We start from the raw sequence: 3301 nt of genomic DNA on the forward strand, positions 1-3301 counted from the left end.
ATGATGCACGGTGAGCGGGGTGATATGATTCCGCCCAAGGCTTACGATGCTCTCGTGCCCGGAGGCTGCCTGGTCGTTCGTGACTTCATCCTCCATCCCGAGAAGGACGGGCCTCTGGCTGCCGCACTCTTCAATATGCGAATGGGCGCCTATACTGAGGACCAGATGATAGGTTTCCTGCGCGCGGCCGGCTTCGAGGAGATCGGCAGCAGGCCACTGGGAGACTTCACCCTGATCACCGGGAAGAAACCTCCGCAGAGCCTGTAACAGAGCGATCCGCGCTGTCGTATCACGTTATGGTTACATGCCTATTGCCTGCAGGTTACCTATGCTTCTTCTTATCGTCTCGCTGATCGCGGGTTGTTCCAGGCCGCCCGCGCGACCGGAGGTTCTGACGTCGTCGCTGGGCGGCCTTACTGCTTCAGCGCGCATCTATCCGGGCTACTCGGAGGTCGAGGTCGTCGGGAGACCGATCGTGCGGCTCGACGCGGTGCGCGTCAAGCAGATTCTACTGTCCGACTTCAATGGCAAGCGATGCCTCACGGTGCTGACGGATGCTGATGAATCCGTGACGCTGTACGACATTCGCTCAGACGGTCTGCACGAGATCTGGAGCGGCATCTCGCAGTCCCTGAAGCCGTGGAAAATCCGGATCGGCGACGTGGACGGCGACGGGACCGACGACCTCATGGTGGGTGTCTACAAGAAGGCGCATTTCCATCCGGTGATGGCGAACAGGCCCTTCGTCTACGGTTGGGATGGCAAGGCGATGTACCCGAAGTGGCTCGGATCGAGGCTCTCCCGCCCGTTCACGGATTTCGTACTTGCCGATCTCGGAAACGGCGTTCGAGTTGTCGCAGTCGAGAAGACTAAGGACCGTGCATGCGAACTCTCGGTCTACCGTTGGGACGGCTTCGGGTTGACAGGCGAATGGGCGGGCGCGAGGGCCGCATCTCTTTCCGATCTTCAGGTCACCGAGGATGACGCGATACGCGTGCGGGCAGGCTCGTCGGTTCGCGAGTATGTCTGGAGCAACAACATCTTGCAGTCGAGGGAGGCGCTTCGATGAAAAAGAAGTACAGGTATCTACTGCTCGCTCTGCTGATGGTGGGAGTGTGCGTGACTGCCTTCGCGGTGTTCTACTTCAGGGGACGGCAGGAGGCCGGATCGCTCGTTCTCGACAAGCCGCCGTCCGCCATCCCAATCGCGCAGATCGTGAAGGCGCCCGCCAAAGGGTTCGACGTTGCCTACTCTCCGGTTACTGTGAAGGCCGCCGTCGCTCCGTACACTGTGAATGCGGATCTCGGCAACGTGGTCAATCTCAAGGAGTTCGGCAAATTCGCCCCTGAACACAAAGCCCTGCTCGCGAAGAACGCATTTGTCGCGCGTCCGACCGATGAGCAGCAGCTCTTCTTCGTCTACGAGAAGAACGAGTACGACAACCTGCCGAGCTTCGTCACGACTGACAGCGTTCTGCAGGTCTACCACATCTTCTACGATTTCACCCTGCGAAGCGTCGAGACCTCGAAGTTGTATGCCGTCCTCGACGATCTGACATCGGCGCTCCTGCGGGAGAGTGCTACCGTCGCCGTGAAGATGAGCGACCCCGATTGGAAGAAGGCGGCTTCCGACAATCAGGTCTACTTCGCTGTTACCGCGAAGCTCATGGGGCAGACCGTCAAGCTTCCCGCTCCGGGCCAGCGGCAGATACTCGCTAAGGAACTCGACCTCATCGCAGAGGCGCCGGGCCGCACCGACTCCGCGCTGTTTCCGTGGCAGCCGGACTACTCGCAGTTCATCCCGCGCGGCCACTACACCCGAAGCGACAAGTTGAAGAAGTACTTCCGCTCGATGATGTGGTACGGTTTCATGCCCTTCCCGGTCATCTGGCCGGTGCGCACTGCGAACCATGAGACCGGAGAGTTTATCGGCGAGCCCGCGTGGCCTCAGATTCGCCAGGCGCTGCTGATCACAAAGATGTTGTACGAGACCAAGGTTGACGGGAAGCCCGCTGTCGAGGCGTGGGACCGAATATACGAGCCGACCGCCTTCTACGTCGGCAAGGCGGACGATCTGACGCCGTACCAGTACAAGTCCGTAATGGACACGGTCTACGGTCCCAACGTGACCTATGCGAAACTCCAGGACAAGGCGAAACTGAAGCAGGTCTACGATGAGCTGATGAAACTGCCGTATCCGCAGATAGACGTTCGGCTGTTCGATATCCGTCGAAGCGTCGGCAAGATGCCGCTCGGCCGGCAGTTCAAGTTCATGGGCCAGCGTTACATCGCGGACAGCGAGATCCTGCAGAAGCTCTCCTATTGGCCCAAGCGCCCGTTCCCCCGCGGACTCGACGTCCTGGCCGTGCTCGGTTCTGACCGCGCGGCGGACATCCTCGACAACTTCTACAAGGAGCCGACGCATTGGGACAAGTATCTGCCCCGGCGCATCGAACTCCGGGAGAGGTTCGACGAGACCCCCGGGAGCGTGTGGCGCTCAAACCTGTACTGGGGATGGCTCTGGACGCTTGATTCGCTGCTCGATCCGTTCGGCAAGGGCTATCCTTCGTTCATGGCGGGGCAGGCGTGGCAGGACAAGAGCCTCTACACCGCCCTCGCAAGCTGGGCCGAGCTTCGGCACGATACGATCCTCTATGGCAAGCAGAGCGGGGCGGAGTTGGGCGGCGACGGCGACGACAGGCCGATGCCGAAAGGGTACGTCGAGCCTAACGTCGAGTTCTACAACAGGCTCATCTGGCTCACGAGGGCGTCGCGGGCAGGCCTGAAGACCCGCAATCTGGTGACCGACGAGATCGCTGCGAAGTTCACCGACTTCGAGAACCTGCTCACCTTCCTGCGTGACGTCTCCGTGAAGGAACTGACCAACAAGGCCCTCACCGAGGAGGAATACTACCGCATCAAGATCTACGGTGCGGAGTTGGAGAGACTCACCTTGTCGGTCATGGAGGGTCAGCCGTCGGACTGGTACTCGATCACGAGCGAGACCGACAAGAACATGGCAGTCATCGCCGATGTTCACACGAGTCAGCGCAGTTGCCTGGAAGAGGGTGTAGGCCACGCCAATGAGATCTTCGTCGTCGTGCCGATCGAGGGCAAGCTCTATCTGACGCGCGGCGCGATGTTCTCGTACTACGAGTTCGTCCATCCGTCGGCCGACCGCCTCACCGACGAGAAGTGGCAGAAGATGCTGAAGGAGAAGAAGGCTCCGCCGCCACCGGACTGGATCAAGAGCTTCCTGCCCGGCAATACAAAGGAGATACCTCTTCCCAGAAACGTGCCTG

3 protein-coding genes are annotated in these 3301 nt (G+C 60.2%); all 3 read left to right on the plus strand.

All coding sequences use genetic code 11. From position 1 onward, the window contains the following. On the plus strand, positions 1–267 hold a 267-nt coding region (locus KBC96_15510; protein ID MBP6965801.1), incomplete at its 5' end, for a hypothetical protein. A 61-nt stretch (positions 268–328) separates the two neighbouring features. Continuing rightward, the gene (locus tag KBC96_15515; GenBank protein ID MBP6965802.1) at positions 329–1069 is read left to right on the plus strand and encodes a hypothetical protein; all 741 of its coding nucleotides are present in this window, start codon (positions 329–331) and stop codon (positions 1067–1069) included. Beyond that, on the plus strand, positions 1066–3301 hold a 2236-nt coding region (locus KBC96_15520; GenBank protein ID MBP6965803.1), incomplete at its 3' end, for a DUF3160 domain-containing protein. The genes KBC96_15515 and KBC96_15520, both read left to right, overlap by 4 nt.

Source organism: Armatimonadota bacterium (assembly GCA_017993055.1).
In the GTDB taxonomy this organism is placed as follows: domain Bacteria; phylum Armatimonadota; class UBA5829; order DTJY01; family DTJY01; genus JAGONM01.

Excerpts from the sequence above, each read along its gene's own strand:
- KBC96_15515 (MBP6965802.1), top strand. The coding sequence starts at position 329 with ATGCTTCTTCTTATCGTCTCGCTGATCGCGGGTTGTTCCAGGCCGCCC.